Source organism: Chryseobacterium sp. CFS15, from assembly GCF_031118795.1.
GTDB lineage: Bacteria > Bacteroidota > Bacteroidia > Flavobacteriales > Weeksellaceae > Chryseobacterium > Chryseobacterium indoltheticum.
The window spans coordinates 395,240-417,621 of record NZ_JAVHYL010000003.1 but is presented as its reverse complement, the minus strand read 5'-3'; the positions used below and the strand labels follow the sequence as shown (position 1 = coordinate 417,621).

General features: G+C 32.9%; 24 protein-coding genes. 14 read left to right on the top strand and 10 right to left on the bottom strand.

Going from position 1 to position 22,382, the window contains the following annotated elements; genetic code table 11:
• Positions 1-52 precede the first annotated feature (52 nt).
• Entirely contained in the window at positions 53-2,038 is a 1,986-nt protein-coding gene (locus tag OH814_RS06980) for a urocanate hydratase (protein ID WP_308827666.1), read from the top strand.
• Between the two features lie 138 nt (positions 2,039-2,176).
• On the opposite strand, the gene OH814_RS06975 is transcribed toward OH814_RS06980, so the two are convergent.
• A complete protein-coding gene (locus OH814_RS06975) occupies positions 2,177-4,129 on the bottom strand; it encodes a DUF262 domain-containing HNH endonuclease family protein (protein WP_308827665.1) in 1,953 nt (650 codons plus the stop codon).
• 755 nt (positions 4,130-4,884) lie between these two features.
• Positions 4,885-5,040: a hypothetical protein gene (locus OH814_RS06970; protein ID WP_308827664.1), complete on the bottom strand. Its 156-nt coding sequence runs from the start codon at positions 5,038-5,040 to the stop codon at positions 4,885-4,887.
• 440 nt (positions 5,041-5,480) lie between these two features.
• On the opposite strand from OH814_RS06970, the gene OH814_RS06965 reads away from it, so the two are divergent.
• The 5 genes from OH814_RS06965 to OH814_RS06945 all read left to right on the top strand — a co-directional run bounded on the left by OH814_RS06965 (position 5,481) and on the right by OH814_RS06945 (position 7,998).
• Positions 5,481-5,987 carry a S1-like domain-containing RNA-binding protein gene (locus OH814_RS06965; RefSeq protein ID WP_308827663.1) on the top strand — a complete coding sequence of 169 codons (507 nt, stop codon included), beginning with the start codon at positions 5,481-5,483 and terminating at the stop codon, positions 5,985-5,987.
• Between the two features lie 19 nt (positions 5,988-6,006).
• The gene (locus OH814_RS06960) at positions 6,007-6,468 is read left to right on the top strand and encodes a hypothetical protein (protein ID WP_308827662.1); all 462 of its coding nucleotides are present in this window, start codon (positions 6,007-6,009) and stop codon (positions 6,466-6,468) included.
• Between the two features lie 119 nt (positions 6,469-6,587).
• A complete protein-coding gene (locus OH814_RS06955) occupies positions 6,588-6,932 on the top strand; it encodes a hypothetical protein (protein WP_076559296.1) in 345 nt (114 codons plus the stop codon).
• The gene (locus OH814_RS06950) at positions 6,913-7,209 is read left to right on the top strand and encodes a hypothetical protein (RefSeq protein ID WP_308827661.1); all 297 of its coding nucleotides are present in this window, start codon (positions 6,913-6,915) and stop codon (positions 7,207-7,209) included. The genes OH814_RS06955 and OH814_RS06950 overlap by 20 nt, the downstream gene beginning before the upstream one ends.
• A gap of 15 nt (positions 7,210-7,224) precedes the next feature.
• Positions 7,225-7,998, top strand: coding sequence for an NAD(P)-binding domain-containing protein (locus OH814_RS06945; protein ID WP_308827660.1), 774 nt, complete (start codon positions 7,225-7,227; stop codon positions 7,996-7,998).
• 51 nt (positions 7,999-8,049) lie between these two features.
• On the opposite strand, the gene OH814_RS06940 is transcribed toward OH814_RS06945, so the two are convergent.
• Together OH814_RS06940 and OH814_RS06935 are read right to left on the bottom strand one after the other, a co-directional pair.
• Positions 8,050-8,550 (bottom strand): hypothetical protein, encoded by a 501-nt coding sequence (locus tag OH814_RS06940; RefSeq protein WP_147293577.1) that lies wholly within the window; start codon positions 8,548-8,550, stop codon positions 8,050-8,052.
• Positions 8,551-8,726: 176 nt separating this feature from the next.
• Positions 8,727-9,185 carry a VOC family protein gene (locus OH814_RS06935; protein WP_308827659.1) on the bottom strand — a complete coding sequence of 153 codons (459 nt, stop codon included), beginning with the start codon at positions 9,183-9,185 and terminating at the stop codon, positions 8,727-8,729.
• A gap of 170 nt (positions 9,186-9,355) precedes the next feature.
• Here OH814_RS06935 and OH814_RS06930 point away from each other — a divergent pair, with 170 nt between their 5' ends.
• The 3 genes from OH814_RS06930 (at position 9,356) to OH814_RS06920 (ending at position 12,214) form a co-directional block, all read left to right on the top strand.
• Positions 9,356-9,961, top strand: a complete 606-nt coding sequence (locus OH814_RS06930) for a TonB-dependent receptor plug domain-containing protein (protein ID WP_308827658.1) — start codon at positions 9,356-9,358, stop codon at positions 9,959-9,961.
• A gap of 81 nt (positions 9,962-10,042) precedes the next feature.
• Positions 10,043-10,429, top strand: coding sequence for a hypothetical protein (locus tag OH814_RS06925; protein WP_308827657.1), 387 nt, complete (start codon positions 10,043-10,045; stop codon positions 10,427-10,429).
• 156 nt (positions 10,430-10,585) lie between these two features.
• A complete protein-coding gene (locus OH814_RS06920; protein WP_308827656.1) occupies positions 10,586-12,214 on the top strand; it encodes an NADP-dependent glyceraldehyde-3-phosphate dehydrogenase in 1,629 nt (542 codons plus the stop codon).
• A gap of 94 nt (positions 12,215-12,308) precedes the next feature.
• On the opposite strand, the gene OH814_RS06915 is transcribed toward OH814_RS06920, so the two are convergent.
• On the bottom strand, positions 12,309-13,139 hold the full coding sequence (locus OH814_RS06915; RefSeq protein WP_308827655.1) for an alpha/beta hydrolase: 831 nt from the start codon (positions 13,137-13,139) through the stop codon (positions 12,309-12,311).
• A 202-nt stretch (positions 13,140-13,341) separates the two neighbouring features.
• Here OH814_RS06915 and OH814_RS06910 point away from each other — a divergent pair, with 202 nt between their 5' ends.
• The 3 genes from OH814_RS06910 to OH814_RS06900 all read left to right on the top strand — a co-directional run bounded on the left by OH814_RS06910 (position 13,342) and on the right by OH814_RS06900 (position 15,254).
• Entirely contained in the window at positions 13,342-13,833 is a 492-nt protein-coding gene (locus tag OH814_RS06910) for an RNA polymerase sigma factor (protein ID WP_076559279.1), read from the top strand.
• An 83-nt stretch (positions 13,834-13,916) separates the two neighbouring features.
• Complete coding sequence (locus tag OH814_RS06905; RefSeq protein ID WP_308827654.1) at positions 13,917-14,519, top strand: hypothetical protein; 603 nt, start codon at positions 13,917-13,919, stop codon at positions 14,517-14,519.
• 357 nt (positions 14,520-14,876) lie between these two features.
• Positions 14,877-15,254, top strand: a complete 378-nt coding sequence (locus OH814_RS06900) for a GreA/GreB family elongation factor (RefSeq protein ID WP_123885476.1) — start codon at positions 14,877-14,879, stop codon at positions 15,252-15,254.
• Positions 15,255-15,333: 79 nt separating this feature from the next.
• On the opposite strand, the gene OH814_RS06895 is transcribed toward OH814_RS06900, so the two are convergent.
• From OH814_RS06895 to OH814_RS06880, 4 genes are all read right to left on the bottom strand, one after another.
• A complete protein-coding gene (locus OH814_RS06895; RefSeq protein ID WP_308827653.1) occupies positions 15,334-15,894 on the bottom strand; it encodes a DUF417 family protein in 561 nt (186 codons plus the stop codon).
• A 61-nt stretch (positions 15,895-15,955) separates the two neighbouring features.
• Positions 15,956-16,789, bottom strand: a complete 834-nt coding sequence (locus OH814_RS06890; RefSeq protein WP_308827652.1) for a helix-turn-helix domain-containing protein — start codon at positions 16,787-16,789, stop codon at positions 15,956-15,958.
• 43 nt (positions 16,790-16,832) lie between these two features.
• Positions 16,833-17,393: a YdcF family protein gene (locus OH814_RS06885; protein WP_308827651.1), complete on the bottom strand. Its 561-nt coding sequence runs from the start codon at positions 17,391-17,393 to the stop codon at positions 16,833-16,835.
• Positions 17,393-18,940, bottom strand: a complete 1,548-nt coding sequence (locus OH814_RS06880; protein ID WP_308827650.1) for a S41 family peptidase — start codon at positions 18,938-18,940, stop codon at positions 17,393-17,395. Before OH814_RS06880 ends, OH814_RS06885 begins: the two co-directional genes overlap by 1 nt.
• A 323-nt stretch (positions 18,941-19,263) precedes the next feature.
• On the opposite strand from OH814_RS06880, the gene OH814_RS06875 reads away from it, so the two are divergent.
• Positions 19,264-20,355: an MBL fold metallo-hydrolase gene (locus OH814_RS06875; protein WP_308827649.1), complete on the top strand. Its 1,092-nt coding sequence runs from the start codon at positions 19,264-19,266 to the stop codon at positions 20,353-20,355.
• A 1-nt stretch (position 20,356) separates the two neighbouring features.
• Here OH814_RS06875 and OH814_RS06870 read toward each other — a convergent pair whose 3' ends face one another.
• Positions 20,357-20,644 (bottom strand): GNAT family N-acetyltransferase, encoded by a 288-nt coding sequence (locus tag OH814_RS06870; RefSeq protein WP_076559263.1) that lies wholly within the window; start codon positions 20,642-20,644, stop codon positions 20,357-20,359.
• A gap of 253 nt (positions 20,645-20,897) precedes the next feature.
• On the opposite strand from OH814_RS06870, the gene OH814_RS06865 reads away from it, so the two are divergent.
• Positions 20,898-22,082, top strand: a complete 1,185-nt coding sequence (locus tag OH814_RS06865) for an MFS transporter (protein ID WP_308827648.1) — start codon at positions 20,898-20,900, stop codon at positions 22,080-22,082.
• The last annotated feature ends 300 nt before the right edge of the window (positions 22,083-22,382 follow it).

The following is a 22,382-nucleotide window of genomic DNA, read 5'->3' as shown; positions in this document are numbered from 1 at the left end:
AAAACCACAAAAAAAACAAGCAACTATCAACAAACAACCATCAACTATAATAATGACTTTTCAAGAACAGATACAGCAAGGTATTCCAAGCCAATTACCTCAGCCAAAACCATACGAAACCAATATCAATCACGCTCCGAAACGTAAAGAAATTTTAACGGATGAAGAGAAAAAACTCGCTCTGAAAAACGCTTTACGTTATTTTGAGCCAAAATTTCATGCAGAATTAATTCAGGAGTTTAAAAAAGAACTCGATGAGTTCGGAAGGATTTATATGTACCGTTTTCGTCCCGATTATGAGATGAAAGCGAGAGATATTGCAGAATATCCCGGAAAATCTGAGCAGGCAAAAGCGATCATGCTGATGATTCAGAACAATTTGGATTACGCAGTGGCACAACATCCTCACGAACTGATTACTTACGGTGGAAATGGTGCGGTGTTCTCCAACTGGGCACAGTATTTATTGACCATGAAATATTTGTCTGAAATGACAGACGAACAAACATTGACGATGTATTCAGGTCATCCGATGGGATTATTTCCTTCACATAAAGATGCACCAAGAGTTGTGGTGACCAACGGAATGATGATTCCGAATTATTCTAAACCGGATGATTGGGAAAAATTCAATGCTTTAGGTGTGACGCAGTACGGACAAATGACGGCAGGATCTTATATGTACATCGGGCCTCAGGGAATTGTTCACGGAACGACGATTACCGTTTTGAATGCTTTTAGAAAGATCAATAAAGAACCACAAGGTGGATTGTTCGTTACTTCAGGTTTGGGCGGAATGTCCGGAGCGCAGCCAAAAGCAGGAAATATTGCAGGCTGTATTACGGTGATTGCGGAAGTAAATCCGAAGATTACCAAGATCCGTCATGATCAAGGATGGGTAAATGAAATCCACGAAAATCTTGATGAATTGGTTGCAAGAGTTAGAAAAGCTCAGGAAACTAAAGAAGTGGTTTCTTTGGCTTATCTTGGAAACATCGTTGAGGTTTGGGAAAAATTTGATGAGGGAAATTTAAGAATAGATATTGGCTCAGATCAGACTTCGCTTCACAATCCTTGGGCGGGCGGATATTATCCTGTCGGACAAAGTTTTGAGGAATCAAATACAATGATGGCAGAAAACCCTGAATTATTTAAAGAAAAAGTTCAGGAAACTTTGAGAAGACACGCTGCAGCGATCAATAAACATACAGAAAAAGGAACCTATTTCTTCGATTACGGAAATGCATTTTTATTGGAAGCCTCAAGAGCGGGAGCCGATGTAATGTCTGAAAATCCGACGTTGGGAAGAGAGTTTAAATTCCCTTCTTATGTTCAGGATATTATGGGACCGATGTGTTTTGATTATGGTTTCGGGCCGTTCCGTTGGGTTTGTACAAGCGGAAAACCTGAAGATCTGCAGAAAACAGATGAAATTGCCTGCCGAGTTTTAGAAGAAATGATTCAAAATTCTCCTGAAGAAATCCAGCAGCAGATGAAGGATAATATTCAGTGGATTAAAGGGGCGCAGGAAAATAAATTGGTGGTTGGTTCACAGGCGAGAATTTTATATGCCGATGCAGAAGGAAGAATGAAAATCGCTGAAGCTTTCAACAAAGCCATTAAAAACGGCGAGATTGGAGCGGTAGTTTTGGGTAGAGATCATCACGATGTGTCGGGAACAGATTCGCCATACAGAGAGACTTCCAATATTTATGACGGTTCGAGATTTACGGCAGATATGGCGATTCACAATGTGATCGGTGACAGTTTCCGTGGGGCAACCTGGGTGAGTATTCACAATGGAGGCGGCGTTGGTTGGGGCGAAGTGATCAACGGTGGTTTCGGAATGTTATTGGATGGAAGCAATGACGCCGACAGAAGATTAAAATCGATGCTTTTCTGGGACGTCAACAACGGAATTTCCAGACGAAGCTGGGCAAGAAATGAAGGTGCTGTTTTTGCGATTAAAAGAGCGATGGAAATAGAGCCGAATTTGAAAGTGACGTTGCCGAATTTTGTGGATGAGAGTCTTTTTTAATTTGAGAATTTGAAAATGATTTAATTTGAAAATGTTTAATAATCCCGTCACTTCGAATAGCTTTTGAAAAAAGCGTATCGAGAAGTTTTTGATTCAAAATATAAAAACCTGCTGTGAGGCAGGTTTTTTTGTTGATTATCATTTCTTTCGCAAGAATTCAAGTCCTAAAAATTTTATTTTCTCATTTTCATTATTGAATTTTATTTTCCACCTTTTTTCCAAAAAATCAACTAATTTAAGCCCTCTATCCAAGATCTCCTTCGATGTCCATTTTTCAAAATTTGTAATTTCATTTTCTGAATAGCAGCCATAACGATAGCCCACAGAATTTACATTATTACTAATCTTACTTTCAAAACATCTATCTTTCAATGAAGAATTTTTTTCTGTTGAAATAGGTAATAAATTGCCAAGTGAATTACGCAAAGACTTTCTTTGCGGTGATGTGAAGTTTTGAAAATTTTCTCGCCAGCAAAGCTGTCTTGACGATTGAGGATAAATATGTTCAACACTTTTGTAGTCCATTTTATCAAAAGTTTCCCATTCTAATTTAACTCTTTTTGTTTTGGAATTCTCACTTAGATGTAAATCGTATTCATAAAGAAAATATCTCACTCCATCCCATTGATAAAACCCCTTATCTCTGAAAGATTTTATCATTATTTCTCTTATTTCACGTGTATTTAAAAATTTGTTAGCTGCATCTTCGATTTTTCTTATTATCTCATCAGATTTAAATTTTTTATTATGAAATTCAATAGAGAGTTTTAAAAAGTTTAAATCTTCCAAATCTAAATAATAAAACCTGATATGATGTAGACTGACAATAAATATTAGTCTTTCAATTTCAATTAAAAACTGTAGTCTTTTCACATTACTATCTTCATTTTTGAAAAAAGTCATAATGAGAGGAGAAACTGAATTGATTCCTAATCTGTTAATCTTATCTAGGTATTTCTTTATATCAGAAGAATAATGTGAATCTTGCGGATTGTGTAGCTGATACCAAATATCTACAGAATTTTGAAGGTTTTCGACATAATTATTAATTGACATTAAATCTATCTTAGAGTCATTTAAATTCTTTGTTGTAAATTTTTTTTCGAGCAAAAAATTTGCATATTCGTCTCTTTGCGGTGAGGTAAAACTCGGAACCCTAAGTGTTCTGGTGTTATATTCTTCTTTAGGATATAATTCAGAACCAAAATATATTATATAGTGATTAAACAAGAAATTATCGTCTTTTAGAGGTTTGGATTTGTTCCTACCTAGGTTATGATAAATAGATTTCCAACATTCATTTATTTTTTTTCGCAAGCTATTTTTTTCGTAGTCTTCATTTGAAAGCTTAGTACTCAAGTAAATTAATCTATTTTTTAATAACTCTAAGTGTGATAGAGGTTTTCCTCTATTATTCATAGTTTCAAATGAAACAAAAGTATCAATATCAGAAGTAATTGTATAAATGTTAAAATACAAGTTCTGAGTGAGTTTTCTATATAGTAATTCTATATTTTTTATACTTTGCTTTTCTAATTGCTTTAAAAAAAAACTCTTTGCATTCTTTAAATTTTGAGTATATATTGTTTCTTGTTTTTGAGATCTTGTTTCAGAGTTTTCTAAAAAAATTTCTGTTTTAAGGTATTCATAGCTGGGGTTGTCTTTTTCATAGCCAAAAATATAAGATCTTGATATGCCTTGGTCTTTAGAATCAAAAATGAACTTTTTTCGTATATCGCTTATAGGAGTATAATTTAATTCTTCACATTTTTTTGAAGAAGCCTCAATGATTGACTGTATTAAGATTAAAGAGGTAGTTAGTCTTTGCTGACCATCAACTATATAATAAGGATAATAACTTTTACTACTAATAATCCATGCATCATCATACCAATTACTTGAAATATTATCTTCTACTGGCTCTAGAGTTATCACACCAGTATAATGATTTTTACCATCTTCTAACTGTTCTAAGTCATTCCAAAAATCCTTCAACTGTTTTTCAGTCCAGGCATAACCTCTTTGATAGTCTGGTATTCGAAAAAGTCTCTCATTAAAAATTTTCGAAAGCGAGAACAGAGTAGATTCCATAATTTTATTTAGTTTTTAATATTAGTTATACATTATACTTTAACATATTACTCAAATATAGAAAAACAAAACAATATATTAAAAATACCTTATCATCTGTGATGTTTATCATTACTCTACATTTTATTGTATTTCATTTTCAAAACTACTTAAAATGTCCTTGATTAGTTAAAGCATCCTACTCGTAGTCATAAAGCAAATAAAGAGATGAGGTTAAACTTGTGCTAACAGATTATAATAGCAAAATATTTCTACTCAAAAATATTCCAATTAACCCCCCCCCCCCGCTGGCGCGAGCATCATGCTCGTACCCACAAATAAATTACAGCACGAGCTTGAAGCTCGCGCTAGCGTAATACAATATGAAAATATTTACATTTAAAATAACCCAAATAAAAAACCAATCGCATCCGCAAGACCTTACAAACACCCTTAAAACAAATCTCCTACATCTGCATAAAGTCTCCAACACAACCATTGTGATTTACCAAAAAAAAGTCATAGCACCAGCACCAGCGAAAATCATTATCGACACGTTCCCAACCCCACATTTGAGGTTCTAAACCCTTCGGGATACGTAAAACATATATCGCTATACGTTCTGAAGAAGTCCCAATACGTTCCGAAAAGGTTTCGATATGTTGTATAACCTATTACGATACGTTCATCAAAGATCCATTGTGGTTGGTGTTGCCTCCGATGGAGTTACTTAACCATTCAGACAGGTCATACAACCTATCTCGACAGGTAAAAGATTAGTAGAGATATATAAACAACCGCATCGAATCTTTCGTGTACGTATCCGGAGCGGTAAATGATATATTCAGACCATTGAAAAAACCTCTCTTGATCATTAAAACACCTGTGCGAAGCTTCACTAAACCTCTCGGGAATGATAAATGACGTCTCATGATCATTTAATGACCAGTTTGATTGGATGAGTATTATATTTTTGGAGATAAGTAATGAAGACAAGTGAGAGATTTGCAGAAGTGAAAAACAAAGAATGAAATTTTTGAAATGCAATTTGCAGATCAGGCAGAAGCCAACGCAGACCTCCGACAGATCTTGAGAAAAACCTGAAAACTTATCTCACCCTTTTAACCGCAATGAAAGACGTTCCGGATTGGGAATTACTCTACAGCGATACGAATGAACTGGTATATGCAGCGAGAAATTTGGATATCAAACCTCAACCAAGCAATAATCCATACATAATGAACTCAGCGGATCGTTGAGTTTTTTTGTTCTAAATTTTTGAAAAAAATCTTAAAGTTATTCTACTTTTCTTTAGATTTGAGATAGTTTTAACTAAGAAGTATTCATGGACTCCGAACATAAACATAAGGTAATGTCATCTTCTCATCTGTCAAATTTTGGAATCATTGTAATGATTTCGGATGTAGAATGTGGATTAAAAAAAGGAATGGTATTAAAATCAATTTCCTTTGGACTTTATTGGGAGGTTCAATCAAGAATTATTCATTCATCAGAAGAGAAAAAATTTGAAGGGGAAACTGAAATTTTTATCCATATCAATATTAGAGGAGTAGAAGATTTACAAAATAGAAAGGAAACCGTTGAGAATAGTTTTGAATATTGCCTACAACCAATCGGGCATCATGAGAAACCTTCTCCTGATGATTTTTTAGTTTTCAGTTCTACTATCGCAAAACCTTCATCATTAAAAATTATTGATATTTATGAGGATTATTTTTTACTAGATACAAAAAATGGAAATACCGGTGTTTTACATAAAAAGTATGTTTCCAAAAAAGCCCAAATAGGAGACTATGTAAAATATAACGAGCATATGTTTCATAATTTGGTTGACGAATCTGGAAAATTTATTTTATAACAACATATAAATTTAATTAATGACTAGATTTTTTTATTTCATTTTAATGCTTTTTCTTATTTCTTGTAAAAAAGATTATATAGAGAAAAAAGTTGAATGGGATTATCTGAATAATTCATTTAAAAATCCCGATAATCAGACTAGTTTGGGGATGCTTTGCGGTTACGATATATTTGAGCTCAAAAGAATTAAAGATTCTCTTTTTGAAATAAAGTTAGCTGAATTTCAAGGCTGGAAAAAGGATTCTAAAAATTACGACGATACCTTGAAATTAACTGAGAACAAAAAAGTTCTGAATTCAGCAGGAAATCAGAAAAAACAAATTTTAAAATTTTCCAATAAAAATAATATTGATTTCGAATTAGTAATTAGTAAGACTGGAATTCTTCCAGATTCAATTTATACTTACGAGTTTTCAGGAAAAATTAATATAGATAATCATAAATTCAAATATTCTTGTGACGAACTTTGGGTGAAATAATATGGATAGGTAAAGTTAAAGCCAACAAATTTTTACTTTAAAAGATATTGCTTCATAATTATTGAGTCATAAATTGATTACATTTGTATCAGATAATGATACTTAAAAATATAAAAAACATGACAGCAGAAATAGAAAAATACATCGAAATCCAAAATAACATTGATGAGATTCTGAAAAATTCTCCTTTCAAAATGTCTTATATTATTGAGAAATCGGGAATTAAGAAACCTACTTTTTTCAAGAAACTAAAAGAAAAAAGATTCACACCGGAAGAGCTTTTAGTAATCTCAAAAACCATCGAACCAAAACAATGGCGCAACGAAACCAAAGAAGAAATTCTGGAGTCTTTGAAACGTTCTGAAGAAGATTTTAAAAACGGGAGAGTTCATGATTACAAAGATGTTATGGAAGCTACAAGATTACGTTTAGAAAAATACAGAAATGAAAATAAACTTCTCTGATGAGTCACTTGCAGATTTAAGAAATATTGAAAAATATCTTCTTGAAAAATGGAATGATAAAATTTATGATGATTTTCTAACTAAATTCGCAGAAATCATAGAAATAATTTCTGCGGGAAATGTGGTTTTTCAAAAATATGAGAATACAGATTATCACAAGATTTTAATTACAAAACACAATACTCTCATCTACACTATTGAAAATAATGTTTTAAAGATTATTAAAATCCTTCAAAACTTCCAAGATCCTGATAACAATTACAAATCACTGAAATAATACTCAAAAGTAAATATGAAAAAAATAGGCATCATCGGCTGCGGCTGGCTCGGAAATCACATTGCAGAACGATTATCAAATCAATATGAAATCTTTGCAACCACGACTACAGAATCAAAGGTTGAAGATCTACAATCGAAAGGATATCACACCACTTTAGTCAGTTTTCCTAATGAATTGGATCCAGAAATGAAAGAATGGAATGCAGCAAAAAAACTGGATGCTATTATCATCAGTGTTCCGTTTTCGGGAATCAGAGGTGCTCAAATTCCTATGAATGACAAACGTAAAAACTTGCTGAATTTTCTTGGAGATTTTAAAGGTCAATTGTTTTTGACAAGTTCGACGGGCGTTTATCCTGAAACTGAAAAAGACTTTACAGAAGACGATAAACCTGCACAAGAAGTAGAAAGTGAAAGTTTTATCTTAGATAAATTTCCACAGACCAATATTTTAAGATTGGCTGGGTTGATGGGAGATCAGAGACTTTTGAAGAATTACAATATTTCCAATATAGATCAGTTGGTGAATCATATTCACTACTCAGATATTTGTTCTGTAGTTGATAAAATGCTGGACAATCATTCTGAATCTAAAGTATATAACGTTGTCGCTCCGATTCATCCAAACAAAGAAGAAGTGATTAATGCTCAGAAAGATTTGCCTTATTCTGGTGAAAGAACAGATGTCGGAAGAACGATTTCTCCAAACAAGTTAATTGAAGAGTTGGATTTTGAATTTCAATATCCTGATCCGAGATATTTTCATCTTGAGGATGTTCACGAATAAAATAAAATGTTTTAAGTACAATAAAACCTGCCACACAGCAGGTTTTATATGTTATTTATTCACTAAAATATTTTCAATAGATTCAAGAATTTCTTTTTCTACACTTTCTTCATCAAGTGTTTTCAGCGTGTAATTTTGTTCTTTCAATGCTGCGATTCCAATACCGTTTTGGAAAATTGTATCCTGATGTACAACGATTCTTTTTAAATTTTTATCAGCAACAAACATAATATGCGGAAACTTATCGTTGGCATAAAAATTAGAATCTACGTTTCTTGAGATCTGAAGTTTTATATTGGTTTGTGAATTGATGCCTAATCCATTTTTAATTTCTTCATTAAATGAAATCTTGCAGCCAAATCCGTTTTCTCTCAACATTCTTCTGAATTCCTGCATTTTTGGATCGATGAAGTTCTTGCAAAGCGTTTTAAAACCTTCAATAAATAAATCGTCTTCGCTTTTCTGTTTCTCCAGACTTTCTTTGAGTTTTTGTTCTTCCGATTTTAAATTTGAGAATAAGGAATTGAGCCTGTTGATATTTTCTTCTTTCATTTGCATTAATTTTTTGGATTGCCTATTTGACCTGTTCTATTTTATCTCGCAGGATAATATTTTTCAAATATAAATAAAATCATAAAAGAATTATATTGTCAAGTCTTATGTTGGAGATGTATGATTTGATAGACTTATTCACTTATTCTTTTTTCTCGTGACTTCTAAAAGTTTAATTAGTCTTTGTTGTTTTCAATTTTTTCTGCCAATCCGATAAGAATTCCTTCAGGACCACGAATGTAACAAAGTTTATATATATTTTGGTAGTCAACGACCTCTTCCACAAGTTGAGCGCCATGTTTATAAAGTCTTTTGAGCGTATCATCTAAGTCTGCAACGGCAAACATAACACGTAAATAACCTAAAGCATTTACGGGAGCGTTGCGATGATCTTCGATTACTTTTGGATTAATGAATCTCGAAAGTTCCAGTCTGCTGTTTCCGTCTGGGGTAACCATCATGGCAATTTCTACCGATTGATTACCAAGCCCTGTTACACGACCTGCCCATTCGCCTTCAATCATTGATCTTCCTTCCAGCTCTAGACCAAGTTCGAGAAAAAAAGAAATCGTTTCGTCGAGAGATTCTACAACGATTCCCACATTGTCCATTCTAAGTAAATTCTGTTTTTTCATAGTTTTAAAATTATAAAAAATAATCGATTTGTAATATTTACAATCATTTGAAAATAAGATATTTATTCGAATAATAATAATTATCACTTTTAAATCTATTGTTGAGGTAATCTTCAATTTTGTTTTCCAACCTTTTTATTCAATACTGCATCTTTAATAAAAAAGAGACTATGAAAATTACGATACCAAAGCCTTGTCATGAAAAATGGGAAAGTATGACTCCACAGGAAAAAGGGAGATTCTGTGCTGTCTGTTCAAAAACGGTCAGAGATTTTACGAATGATTCTGATGATGAAATTTTAGACTATTTTTCTGATTCTTCATCTCAAAATACCTGCGGAAACTTTTATGAATCGCAGCTTAATAGAAATATGCACTATTCAATAATCAACTCACTTTTTTCAAAGTTTGGTTTTATCTTAACAGTCGGTGGAATTGTTTCTGTTAATGCTCAGGAAAATGATTCAGTAAAGACTTCGGCTCTTGCCAGTCTTCAAGGGAAAATATCTTGTTTAACAGTTAATCAAAACAATGCTTATTCTTCACCTCGAATAATGGGAAGAGGCGCACCTTCATCCATTCAGGGAAGCAACGAACCTTTATGGGTAATTGATGGCGAAATTGTGGAAACTAAAACCTTAAAAGATTTTGATCCTAATAAAATTAAGAAAATGAATATTATCAAGGGAAATCAGGCAACTTCACTTTACGGAACTAAGGCACGTAATGGAGTAGTCATTATTAAACTGAAAAAAGAATTTAGAAAGAAAAATTAATTCAAAGCAGCGATTTTTAACAGAAATAAACATAAGATTGGAATCATTCTTGACTTATGAGTGTATCACAAAATATACATTATGAAATCAGAAACCATCAAAACCGTCGCAAAATATGGTCTCGGAGCCATGTTGATTACAGCAGGAATAGGTCACCTCACATTTGCAAGAAAAGAATTTCAGGCGCAGGTTCCCAATTGGGTTCCGATCGAGAAAGACGATACAGTTGTTTATTCAGGAATTGCAGAGATTGCTTTAGGAACAGCTATTATCGCCACTCCCAAAAAATATGAATCTATTGTAGGTAAAATAGCAGGAACTTTTTTTACTGCTGTTTTCCCGGGAAATATTGCGCAATATAAAAACGATCGAAACAGTTTCGGCCTAAATACCGACTCGAAAAGACTAACCCGATTATTTATGCAGCCGTTACTCGTGTTCTGGGCATTAAAATCGACAGAAAAGTAAATCGAACTCAGCGACAACGCTGAGTTTTTTGTTGTGTATTAATTCTTATTCAAATACGCACCAGATAGAGCAAATCTATGAATAGTCTCTTTTAAAAACGGATTTTTAGATCTAACTTTATTCTTTCAAATTTCAAACTATTAAAATATAAAATTTATGAGTTTAAATAATCAAGTGTTATTCAGTGACCTTTTTAAATCAGAAAATGAAATTCCAGAAGAATATAAGGTTCCCGAAATTCACCAGCGAGAATATCTCCTTAACGGAGAATTGATAGAATGGAAGGGAGATGTCACGGATATTTATTCGCCGGTCTGTATTAAAACAGAGAACGGTTTAGAAAGAAAAAAATTAGGAAGCATTCCGAATATAAGCCCAAAAGAAGCGATGGAAGTTTTGGAAGCTTCGGTAAAAGCTTATGATAACGGATTGGGAGAATGGCCGACGATGTCTGTGGAAGGAAGAATAAAATGCATGCAGAAATTTGTGTTTCTGATGATAAAAGAGCGTGATTTAATTATCAGATTACTGATGTGGGAAATCGGAAAAACGTTGCCCGATTCTACCAAAGAATTCGATAGAACGGTTGATTATATCAATCAGACAATAGATGCATTAAAAGATTTAGACAGAGAATCTTCACGTTTTCAGCAGGCAGAAGGTACGATTGCTCAAATCAGAAGAGCGCCTCTTGGTGTAGTTTTGAGTATGGGGCCATTCAATTATCCTTTAAACGAAATTTTTACCACACTGATTCCTGCTTTGATTATGGGAAATACGATTTTGTTTAAACTTCCTAAGCATGGTGTTTTAGCACATTATCCATTATTAAAAGCATTTAAAGAAGCTTTTCCAAAAGGAACGGTCAATACATTATACGGAAAAGGTTCAGAAATTATCACTCCGATCATGGAAAGCGGAAAAGTAAATGTTTTAGCTTTTATCGGTTCGAGCAAAGTAGCCAACGGATTGAAGAAATTACACCCGAAAGTAAACCGATTAAGAGCAATTTTAAGTCTGGATGCAAAAAATGCAGCAATTGTTACAAAAAATGCAAACCTCGATGTTGCGGTAAGCGAATGTATATTAGGCGCACTCTCGTTTAACGGACAAAGATGTACCGCTTTGAAATTAATTTTTGTTCAAAAAGATGTTGCTGAAGAATTTATACAGAAATTAACGGAAGCTGTTTCTAAAATGAAGCCCGGACTTCCTTGGGAAAAAGACGTGAAAATTACTCCACTTCCAGAAGTTAATAAACCACCTTATCTGAAAGAATGTATTGACGATGCGTTAGCAAAAGGAGCAAAAGTTCTTAATGAAAATGGCGGATTTACAGAAGAATCTTTTGTTTTTCCTGCGGTGGTTTATCCCGTAAACAGTGAGATGAAACTTTATCATGAAGAGCAGTTTGGCCCGGTAATTCCGGTGGTTCCATTTGATGATATTGAAGAGCCAATCGATTATCAGGTGAATGCAAATCACGGAATGCAGGTGAGTATTTTCAGTGAAGATGCGATGGAAGTCTCAAAGTTAATCGACTCTTTTGTAAATCTGGTGAGCCGTGTAAATATCAATTGTCAAGCTCAGCGTGGACCGGATGTTTTCCCTTTTACCGGAAGAAAAGACAGTGCGGAAGGTACACTTTCCGTTTTTGATGCACTTCGCTCATTTTCTATCCGTTCTTTAGTCGCTGCAAAAATTACAGATTCAAATAAAGAATTGTTGAATACGATTGTGAGAGACCATGATTCTAATTTTCTGAGTACAGATTATATTTTTTAAGGATTTAAGTTTTAAACTTTGATACAAAAAACCGCAATACATTCTATTGCGGTTTCTTTGATCATTAAGGTTCAAATATATTGAAACTTAAAACTTAGTTGTTAGTTAGAAACTTAGTTAAGGTTTCATTTAACAGTTCTGCATGCGTTACATTTAATCCATGTGGTCCGCCTTCAATAATGACAAAATCATTATCCGCAATTCCTTCTGCGGCTTGTTTTCCAGCTGTTTCTATTGGTACAATCTGGTCGTCATCACCATGTACGATCAAGGTTTTTACATTTACATTGGCTAATTCCGGTCGGAAGTCTGTATTTGCCCAGCTTTCTGCACACTTTATCGTTGCAATTGGAGAGGCGCAAGATGCGATGCTCCAATCATAATCCAGCTGTTTTTGACTGACTTTTTGAGAAAGCAATCCGTAATTGTAAAAGTTTTTATGGAAACTTTCAAGGAAAGTTACTCTGTCAGTTTTAAGGCTTGTTAAAATTCCATACAATTCTTCTTCAGAAACTCCATGTGGATTATCATCTTTCTGTTTTACTAAAGGAATGATAGATGAGATCAACGCTATTTTATCTACATTTTCTGAACCGTAATTGGTTAAATAACGTACAGCTTCACCTCCGCCCATAGAGAAGCCGAAAAGGATGACATTTTTTAATTCTAATTGCGTGATAAGTTCGTGTAGATCGGCAGCCAGGCTATCATAATCATAACCATCTAACGTAGGAGAAGATTTTCCGAAACCTTTTCTGTCGTAGGTGATTACACGATACCCTAAGTCTAAAAGTACAGGAACCTGAAGTTCCCAAGATTTTCCGCTTAAAGGCCATCCGTGAATTAAAATAATCGGTTGTCCGGAACCGAAATCTTCGTAATAAAGTTCAAAGTTTTTGCTGTCTTGTTTTGTAAGGTAAGGCATATTAATATTTTTTTGTGATGTTTACTATAAAACACAAATTTTGCGCCATGAATGCAGCGAGATGAAGATGAGGTAAATGTTATGTTTTGATTTTCTTAAATTTTTTGTTTGGTGAAAGATGATTGGATCATTATCGAAAAAAAGAAAAAAAAATGTAACATTTATTTCAAAAAACTACTAACTCTACAGAGAGTATAGAACCATGACCTCACAACAGGAATTTATTACCAAAATCGATAAGCATAAAGGAATTATTTTTAAGATTTCTAAAATGTATATGGATGATAAAGATGACCGCGATGATCTTTTTCAGGAGATTACGTATCAGGTCTGGAAAGCATATCCGAATTTTAAAGGTGAAAGTGAATTTTCAACATGGCTGTATAGAATTGCACTGAATACTGCGATAATTTTTTTGAAATCTGAAAAGAAAAGAAGCTTTATCGCCAATGAAGATTTTTCAAATTATAAAATTGTAAATGATGAATATGATCATGAAAAAGAGGATAAGCTTGCTGAAATGTATAAAGCCATCAATCAGCTGAATCCTATCGATAAAGCATTTATTTTTTATTATCTCGAAGATTTTTCAGGAAGAGAAATTGCTGATCAAATGGGAATTTCCGAAGGAAATGTAAGAGTCAAAATGAATCGCGCCAAAAATAAACTGAAAGATATTTTAAATAATCAATAGGCAGAATGCGGGAAGTTTGAAGTTGGAAGACTTTCACTATCCATCTCCGAACTTCCATCCAAGAATTTACAAAAACAAACATTATGAATATAGATGACCTAAAAAACGCCTGGAATGATGATGTTTCTGATGAAACACCCGAAATCAGCATTGAACATAAAAATAAAATCAATCTTCCGCTAGAAAAAATCAGAAAAAACATGCGAATGGAATTTTGGTCAACCGTTGGAATATTAATTTTCGGCTTTGCATTAGTCTGGATATCTGTTCCTGAAGCTCCATTTAAGTTTAAATTTTATTTGACAGTATTGTTGGTTTCAATGCTAATTGTGGTTTCGTTCTTCTTCAGTAAGTTTTTTAAATTATATAATGACATCGGCAACCCGATGATGAAAACTTACGATTCACTGAAAGACCTCATGTACCAATTTGACCTTAATAAGCAGTATTATTTATCATTTATGCTTTCATTTGTTCCGTTTTTGGTTTGTGAACTGATTATTGTGATCGAGTTTCTCCCACATCGTAAACCGTTGAGTGATCTCCAGGTAGCTACCACAATTATTTCTATGCTTGCTGCTGGTCTTTTTGGTCTCTTCTTGTTAGCAAAATATTGGTACAGAATTTTTTATGGAAAATATGTTCAGCAGATAGAAAATTTATTGAAAGAATTCCAAAAGAAATAATAAAGAAAATTGTGAAAATACCTAACGAAGATGCAGCTTTTTAATATCAATTATAAGTTGTATCTTCGTGTCAATATCAATTAAATGACAACAAAGTACTTTTTTCCGGTGCAGTATTCTTCGATTACGCTTTCGTTGTCTTTGTCATATCTGCATGATGACAAATTTTTAAAAAATTCTAAAGAGTTTATTTAATATCCCTGTCAAGACTCAGGGCAGGGCATTGTTAAGTATTTAACCCAATTTATTTTTTCTGAATGTGCATTCTGCATACCTTATCACAAATTTTTTGTGAGCTATGGCTATGTCTGAGTCAATATTCGGCATTCGGAATTTTCATTTTTTAAAAATAAAATTATGTCAGAACAGATTATTTTAACCACAGGAGTATATGATTTAATAAAAGACCATTTAAGAAGAAAAAAAACAACGGCTGAAGAAGAGAAAATACTTCTTGCGCAACTGAGAAATGCAAAACAGGTATTACGCCGTGATTTACCAAAAGATATCGTAACCATCAACTGTGAAGTAAAAATAAAAGATTCTTCACATCCTCAAGAGCAAAAATTTACGATTGTTTCCGATGACAAGGCAAAAGTGAAGAAGGGGAAATATTCTGTACTTTCTGATATTGTATTGGCCATTGTAGGAAATAAAGAAGGTGAAGTTATTGATTGGCCTTTTAAGGAGGGAGACAGAAAAATCGAAATCCTTAGCGTAGAACATATCAATTAATTGAAAATAATGATATTGAAAGCTCCCAAGTTGGGAGCTTTTTTAGGTTTCGATGCCGCTGAAACCTAAAAAAATATAATCAATCCTTTTTCAAAATACTTTTCGCAGAATCTGATGCAATAATCAAACCTGCACCCAACATAATAATATCTTTAATAACTAATCTTCCCGCTCCGGATAAATAAGGAAAACCATGCTGATCTCCACCCAAATCCGGAACCCAGGTTTCTGGTGTTGTAATAAGAAAAGACAGCGTAATTATCGACATTCCGGCGGTTAAAATTCCGCTTAAAACTCCAACTTTAGGATAGAAAATTCCTAAAAGCACCAGAATTCCGATGATACAGATTACACTTCCTAGAGCGTAAGAAAAAATATAAGTATCGTTGGTTTTGTGCCATTGAATATTTTCAGGAACTACTTCGCCTTCTTTATTTTTGTGAAGTTTGTAATTATCGGTGTCAGAAACGTTTTTTTGGAGAAAAAAGCTCATAAAAGGAGAATTGGCTACAAAAGGAATAATACCTTCCGCTTCATATTGAAAAGCTTTGAGACCTCCGATCCAGGCCATTACAACAAAAATACTTATTCTTAAAAAGTGGATGAAGTTTTTATGTGAGTTTGCTAAAAGTTCCAGCATAATTTATTTTTTGACAAAGTTATGCCGAACTAAAAGCTAATAAAATGGATGATTGTGGAAGTTATTTGTATAAATCTGCCACGATAGAAATTCCTGTTTCTTTTCTGAACTGTGTTGGTGAAATTCCTACGTATTTTTTGAAATATTTGCTGAAATGAAATTCATCATTAAAATTGAGTTCCACAGCGATTTCTTTAATTGATTTTCGGGTAAGATGAATCTGTTTTTTAGCTTCCAGAATTACCCGTTCCTGAATAATCTGAGAAGGAGTTTTATTAAATTTAGATTTAATTTTCTTGCTTAAGGTATTTGAGGTTACATGCAGCAAATCCGCATAAAAAGAAAGATTTTTTTCTAAGATAAAATGTTCTTCTACAAGATTTTGAAATAATTTCAGTTCATTAAAATCATCTTTGATGATTTCCTTATCAGGAAGAAGCTTATTCTTTTCCCTGCTTGAAATCGCCAAAATTAACTGAAGATATGACTGTAAAACCGAACCTGAAAAATCTTCGTCATAATTTACTTCCTTAATTTTCAAGAAATAATCTGAAATCTCCTGATAAACTTCTTCGGTTAACGAAAAATGTGGGAAAAGATAAATGTTGTTGAAAAGTAAACCGTTACACGCCACTTCTTTTTTATGAAATTCTATACAGTAAAAGTCACCATGAAAGTTTAACACTTCAATCTCAATCTCAGTCTCACTTAAAATCTGAATATTCTGAAAAGGTGAAGTGAAAAATACCGTTTTTCCTGTAAAATTATATTCTATAAAATCAACAATGATTTTTCCGTTTCCATTAAACAAGAAAATATGATACACTGAGTCACTGAACGTATTTTTAAAATACGCCGAACTCTTTTTCTGAACGGAAAAAAATGTATTTTTCATATCCTAAAACTACAGAATTTTCTTTTAAACATTTATGAAAACTCTACTGAGTATAATAAGCTGGAAATTCTCTCAAAATAGAATACAAATCTCGCCATTCAAAATATTTCGGACTTACACTTTTTACATTCATAAAACCTTTTTCTTTAAAAAGTTTTTTTGTGCGGGTCACATGAAAATACTGCGAAACAACGATGATGCTTTTAAACTTATATTTTTGATGAAATTTTAAAGCGTTTTCAACGGTCAATCTTGTGTTATTGCCGTAATTATCCACCAGAATTACAGATTCAGGAATTGCATTGCTGATTAAAAATTCTTTCATTTTATCAGCTTCATAAAAACCTTCTTTACCTAAACCACCACTTACCAGAATTTTTTTAACACGATAATTTTTGTACAGTTCAATTCCGGTTTCCAAACGTTTTTCAAGCCTTGCAGATAGAGTTCCGTCTTCATTTACTTTATTTCCGAGAATGATGGCAATATCTGCTTTTTCACCGCTGTCAGACAATCCATCAATGATGATGTAGATGGTGTGAATTGTAAACCAAGACATAAAGAAGATGACAACAAACTTTAAATATTTAATCAAGTTTTTCATCAATCTGCAATTTTTAAACTTTCTTTCTCCTTCTTAATTTCTGCTTTCACCCAATCAAGCTGCGAATCTTTTTGATCAATAATATTCTGCATGCTTTGCTCAATTTCCACATCGGGAGTGACTCCTTTTTTTGTATTTTCAAAGGTAATATTGGGTTGTATTAAAAGTAAACCAATCGGTAAATCTATTTTAGAATTGGGGAGCTGTTGATAAGAGTAAAACCCTGCAACCGTTCCGTCATTTGCACCGCCGGTTTCTTCGCCAACTAATGTTGCTCGTTTGTCAAATTTTAATTTAGATGAAATAACGGATGATGCCGAAAAACTTCCGCCATTAATCAAAACATACACTTTCCCTTTGAAAGCATTTTCTTTAGGCTTTGTCGGCTTATTTTCTTTCATTTTATAGTAAGCAACACCATCTTTTCCTTCGTAAACATTCAATGCCTGATAAAAGAAATATCCCGGATAAGCCAGACTTTTAACAGTATATTGCAACGGATTTGACTTTCTGAAATAATTGGTTTTAAGCGGCGTTACTCTTGATGTAAGCTGTGAAGGTTTTATCAAAACAAAGGGGTCAGGAGCAAGATAAGAATAGAGTTGATTGATTTCGTACAGCGAACCACCATAATTTTCGCGAATGTCGATGATGAGGTAAGAAGATTCCGCATTTTTGATTTTTGTAAAAGATTCTTTGTAAAATTTATCTGAAAATGATCTTGAGAAACTTTTGATTTTCATATAAGCAATTGTACTATCTTTATCTAAAAACTTAAAACTTCTGTTGTAAGAACTCGTTGAAGCAACATAATCGTTGATCTTTTTTTCAGGAGTTCGTTTTTTATCAGCTTTGTCTTTTTCAATTTCTTGTTTGTTTTTGCTTTCCCGTTTTAAAATCAGAGTTTGTTTTTTATCATTGTAAAGAGTTTCAATTTTTGCACTGTCCATTATTCCTTTTTCGGCAACAAAAAAGTTAAAGAAAACATCCTTAAGATAATAAGAATAAAAAGTGGTGTTGTAACCGTCACTGCTTATCAATTCACGGTATTTCTTGAGATAGTTTGAAACAGGAACATCATTAATACTTAAAAGCTCAGTTCCCGGTTTGATGTTCTGAATAGAATCTTTGTTTTCGATAAAATACAAATGATCATTTTCTACATGATATTCAAATCTTCCAAAGAGCCCTTTCTTATTCTTTAAAACTTTAATTTCTTTTTTTGAAAATCTTTTTGCCGGAATCTTTAATGATAAATGACCTTCACGGATTTGTGCGATGACAGGTTGTAGTTTAAAATAAAACTGAGTTGGGGTTAAAGGTTTGTTGATGGTTGCTTTTAAACTGTCAAATTTAAAATCCAGTTCTTTTTTTGAAATATACCAGTTTAAATTCGGATGCATTTCCTGAAGTTTTTTGTAAGCAAAATCAACGTCATGACGTAGTTTGTCAGGAGAAATTATGTTTAATCTTTGTTCGTTATATTTCTTTACAGAAGTGCAGGAAGCAAAGCTTATAAGGAATAATGTAAATATTAAATATTTCAAAGGATATAGTTTTTGGTAAACGAATTTAAAAACTTTTAAATATAATTTGGATAATATTTCTTTTAACCGCAAAAGAATCAAAAGATTTTATTTCGTTGAAGTTCTTCAAAAGTTTACCAAACTAATATAACTATAAGTTTTCTACATTTTGTAAGCTTTTAAATTTCTATTTTTAAGATTATTCTTTTGCCTCTTTTGCGGTAAAATAATTTTTACTTATCAAAAATTAAAATAAAAAAAGTAAAATTCACTTTCATGCGTCATTGATGAAAGAGTATTAAACTTAAAGAAAGTTTTTTACATTTGAATATCAAATTTTAATGATGATTTATTTAATTATATTGATCGCCTTATTGGTTGCAGCCACATATTTTGTAATGTCTCAAGAAGTTTTTGGAGCAGCACCGAAAGGAAAACGTTTGGAAAAAATACTCAATTCTAAGAATTATAAAGATAAGCAGTTTCAGAATCAAAGTTTTACTCCACAGATTGCTGAAGGTTTTTCTATGCCAAAAGTAATGTTCGATTTTTTATTTGGTACAAAAGATCCGTTACTGAAGCCTTTACAGGCAATTCCGGCAATTCATACAGATTTAAATAGTATTTCAGCTAACGAAGATGTTTTCATTTGGATGGGGCATTCTTCTTATTTTATAAAAATCGATGGAGTTTCATTTTTGATTGATCCGGTTTTAAGTACATTTGGTTCGCCTTTTAAGTTTTTCAATAAAGCTTTTGAAGGTTCAGATTTGTTTAAACCTCAAGATATTCCGAATATTGATTATCTGGTGATTACACATGATCATTACGATCATTTAGATTTTCCGACAGTAAAAGCAATCCATGAGAAAGTAGGAAAAGCGATTATGCCTTTAGGAGTGGGAGCCCATTTTGAAAGATGGGGATATTCTGAAGATCAGATTATTGAAGAAGATTGGGGCGCAAGTGTTGCTTTAAAAGATGGTTTTAACATCACATTTACTCCGGCAAGACACTTTTCGGGAAGAAAATTCCAAAGAAATACAACGTTATGGACTTCTTATGTTCTTGAAACGCCTACAAAAAAAATATTTTTAGGCGGCGACAGCGGTTATGATACCCACTTTAAAGCAATTGGTGAAAAATACGGTCCCTTCGATTTTGCAATCATGGAAAACGGGCAATACAATCCGGCCTGGAAATACATTCATGCTTTGCCGGAAGATGTTATTCAGGCAAGTCTAGATATTCAGGCAAAAAATATTATTCCTGTTCATTCCGGGAAATTTGCTCTGGCTTTACATCCCTGGAATGAGCCATTGCAAAAAGTAACGACGCTCGGAAAAGAGAAAAATTTGCATATTCTCACTCCGAAAATCGGTGAAAAATTAGATTTAAATAATACATCGTATCATTTTGAGAATTGGTGGGAATAATCTATTCGTGCCAAATTCCTTTGTACCTTTTCGGGTGATTTTCAAGCTGTTGTCTTACGAAATCGCATTCAGGATCAATCATCAGATCTTTTTCTTCAGCAAAACTTACTAGTCTGTCTAAAAGGAGTTTGGCGTAGCCATGTCCTTCAATATCTTCATCAATTTTGGTGTAATAGACATTGAGCAGTCTTCCGGCAACGGAAATTGACATATAACCAACTTTTTTACCATCAATTAACAGATGCAATTCATCTTGGTAAGGTGTAATTTCAAATTTTATATTTTCCATAATTCTGATCCTTTTTGGTGAAACTCTTCCTTAAAATTACAAATTAAAATTTTACAAAAAGAAGATTTTAAAAATTTTCAAATAATTTATAATGATTAAAATTATTCGGAAGTTATCTTAAAGTATAGAAAAAGCAAATCACATTACATTTACGATTGAATTTAATTATATATTATTTCAGAATTATTAATCTAAAGAAACACGCTTGAACAAATAAAAAGTCGGACTTTTAGGGCTTGAAAATTTCATGCGGATGTTAAAAGAGAAAAATAAATTTATTGCAACGATTCTGGCTTTTGCAATGATTCCGATGTCGGGTTTGGCAACAGATATTTATCTGCCTTCAATGCCTAGTATGGCGACCGAACTTCACCAACCTGAAAGCAATATTCAGCTTACTTTATCGATATTTTTGATAAGTTATGGCATCACGCAGTTCTTTGCAGGAAGTATTGTTGATTCTTTCGGACGATACAGAATTTCAATGGCTTCTCTGGCTTTATTTATTGTCTCTTTCCTGATTACTGCGACGACTCAAAATATCTTTGTAATCTATGCAATGCGTGTTTTGCAGGGGATTTTGTCAGGGTTTGCAGTGGTTTCTAAGCGTGCTTTTTTTGTGGACGTTTATGAAGGAGATGAGCGGAAACATTATCTCAGTATCATGACGATTGTATGGTCAGTAGGTCCGATCATTGCGCCGTTTATCGGAGGTTATTTACAGAAAATTTTCGGTTGGCAATCTAATTTCTACGTTTTAGCGGGATATAGTTTGGTTCTTTTAATTTTTGAATTGATTTTTTCAGGGGAAACTTTAAAGAAAAGAAATCCTTTCAATGTTGAGTTCTTGATGAAAGAATACGACTCGATGTTTAAAGCGAAAGATTTTTTCTACGGAATGGTGATGTGCGGATTGAGTTACTCGATGATTATGTTTTTCAATTTGTGTGGCTCTTTCATTATCGAACATAAAATGGGCTATTCTGAAGTTGTTGCCGGATACGTTTCTCTGATTCTTGGTTTTGCCTGGATGGCGGGAGGTTTTTTAGGAAAAGCATTAATCAATAAAGCATTTTTACCTAAAATTAGAAATGCCAATTTTATTCAATTGCTGTTGATTGTTTTGATGTTTATTGCATCTTATTTTTCAAATAATATTTACAGTTTGGTTGCTTTTGCATTCGTCATTCACGTAACTGCAGGATTTATTTTTAATAATTATTTCTCATACTGCATCGGAAGATTTCCCAATTCAGCCGGACTTGCAGGTGGAATGACCGGTGGGGTAGTGTTTATCATCACTTCTGCCATAAGTTATGGAATTGTAGCGCTCATCAAACCTCAGGTTCAGCTTGAAGTCGCAGAAGGATATTTTGTTTTGGGAATTTTAGGTTTATTTATTTTGAGTATGATTAAATGGAGAAAAGCGCATGTTTGATTAATTATGAATTATGAATTATGATTATGAATTATGAATTATGAATTATGAATTATGAATTATGAATTATGAATTATGAATTATGAATTATGAATTATTTTTTGGATAAACTTCAGTATTTTATACTAATCAATATCAATAGGAGCGGGCTTTAGCCCGCTTTATTTTTGTATATAACTATTGGCTTTAGCCAAAACTTAAAAATATTTCGCTATTACTACACTTAGATTCCTCCGGAATGACAAACTAAACGCATATTTTTTGCGCAATTAGTGAAAAACATTTGCGCAATTTGTGTTT